The 2,406-nt window shown below is 39.9% G+C and carries 1 protein-coding gene and 1 pseudogene; both read right to left on the bottom strand.

Annotated features, from left to right (window positions below; genetic code table 11):
* Positions 1-33: 33 nt before the first annotated feature.
* On the bottom strand, positions 34-1,350 hold the full coding sequence (locus HRT50_RS18610) for an amidohydrolase (RefSeq protein WP_291617293.1): 1,317 nt from the start codon (positions 1,348-1,350) through the stop codon (positions 34-36).
* Positions 1,351-1,820: 470 nt separating this feature from the next.
* Positions 1,821-2,406 (bottom strand): annotated as a pseudogene (locus tag HRT50_RS18615) (hypothetical protein); the annotation flags it as partial.

Here is a 2,406-nt window from a genome sequence, read left to right on the forward strand (position 1 = left end):
AAAACTAGTCTCATATTTATACGGAAATAAATTCTACCTAGCCAAAATCGTTAATACCGCACTGTTCATTGCTTGTGTTGCTGTGCTAATGACTTTTTCAGCATCAGGGGCCCAAAATGGGCTATGTAGAGATGGTAACGTTGCGCCCGTTTCTTGCGCTGGCTGCCACTTATCATGCGGCACACCACCAACCCAAAAAATCATACTTTTAATGCTAGTATCAGCGCGATAATAGCGGCCAAAATCTTCACCAGCCATCACTGCTGGTACTTGCATTACCCGAGATTTACCAAGCTCTGCGGTAAATAGTGCGGCCATTTTTTTGGTAAACTCAGGCTCGTTAAAAACGGCTGGCGTATATTCATCTTTCACCGTCACTACAGGCAGTAAATTTTCCGGTAAACCCATAGCAATGCCTTCACCTTTCGCTATTCTGGCGATGCCATCAAGTAAAGTTTGACGGGTTTTATCTGAGTAGCTACGTACGGTTAGTAAAAGTAGTGCGTTATCAGAAATAATGTTGTGTTTGGTACCTGATTGAAAGCTGCCGACGGTAACTACAGCAGGGTCTTGCGGGTCTAATTCACGGCTAACTAAGGTTTGTAAAGCGCCAACAATACGTGCGCCTAGTACTATAGGATCTTTTGTTGCGTGGGGGTAAGCGCCATGGCCACCAACACCTTTAACTTCAATATTAACACTATCAACATTGGCAAAGGTAAAGCCCGGGGTATAACCAATAACACCGGCTTTTAAGCTGGCTGAATTATGAAAGGCTAGGGCATAGTCAGGCTTGGGGAAACGTTTATATAAACCATCAGCTATCATGTCTTTTGCGCCGCGGCCACGCTCTTCAGCAGGCTGTAAAATCATCACTAAAGTGCCAGACCAATTGGCTTGGTTTTCACTGAGTAGTTTTGCTGTGCCAACCCAGCTAGCCATATGAGTGTCGTGTGCACAGGCATGCATGACATGAGCTTGCTGACCTTCCTCAGTCGTAGTTGTTACCTTGGAAGCAAAGGTCAAACCGGTTTGCTCTTTTACTGGCAGTGCGTCCATATCGGCGCGAATTAATACTGTTGGCCCTTGACCATTTTTTAATACTGCAACCACACCGGTGCCACCAACCTTCTCCGTAACTTCAAAACCTAAATCGCGGGCCGTTTTGGCTAATTTCTTCGCGGTATTAAATTCGACACTAGAAAGCTCAGGGCTTTGGTGTAAATCTTTATATAAGGCCATAAGTCCAGGCATGGCAGCTTGAACTGACTTGGCATTGTTATTAGCAGCATAAGTTAATGAGCTGCAGGCAAGGCATAATACAGATGTTATAAAGACTATATTTTTCATGGGATTACTCAATGAACGATTAAAGAATCATCTTAGCTTAATGAACAGAGTGGTTCAAATGTGATATCACGAAGTGACGAGGTCAAGTAACTCCATTCCATGTATATCTAATAAATCGACATCTGTAGTGCCTTATTTACACATAATACAGTTCAGAATATAAGGTTTTTAAAGAGGCTTGCCATTATCTATATAAATTGTAAACAATCACTTCTGTGAGCGTGGTACAAATGAGCATAGCAAGGGGCTGATCAGACAATTTTTGATTGAAGGTACATCGATAGCATGTTTAATTTAGCAAGGATGTAATATCATCGCCGCTAAATTAACACACGGAAAAAGAACGACTAAGCTATAAAACACTGGAGAAAAGCTTTTATGAATAGTTACTTTTGTCGAGCTTTAAAGTTGATATTAAAAGTAAAAAAAGAGCATCAAACATGATACCCTTTTTTCATTTATCACATTTATTACAATATATTTCTTCTAAATAGAATTAGACTGAATAAAGTTAATAAATAAATAACTGGAATGCTACCTGCTTTTTTATTGCTTGGACTCTCTATAGTTGGATTATCTACAGTTGGGGTTTCTATAGTTGGATTCTCTACAGTTGGGTTTTCTATAGCTGGATTCTCTATAGTTGGTTGCTTTACGATAACGTCAGGTTCTGTTTCCGGCTCTTTTCCCGTTTCAACTACCGATGCCGCTTTATCTAAAATATTAATCTTTGCGGTGCCATAGCCTTCTAACTTAATTAATATGTTTTCAAAGTCAAAAGATGTTTGGTCTTCAATCGTTATTATTTGAATTGATTTTATTGCCTCGCCCTTTTCAAAAACTATAGTATTACTTGTTAATTCAATCAGCGCGCTTCCTGTAGGATCTACAATATTTACTTTGATCGTTTCCTTTGTACTGATATCTGTTCTGCGGATAGCTAACTCCACGGTTTCACCTTCTGTGATCGTGTACGTTGCCTGATTAAATTGAAAATCAATATCAACTGAACAAGAATCAAAAGCCTCTACAATAGCCTCTTTATCACCAATGGTA

The organism is Colwellia sp. (assembly GCF_013215345.1).
Classification (GTDB): domain Bacteria; phylum Pseudomonadota; class Gammaproteobacteria; order Enterobacterales; family Alteromonadaceae; genus Colwellia.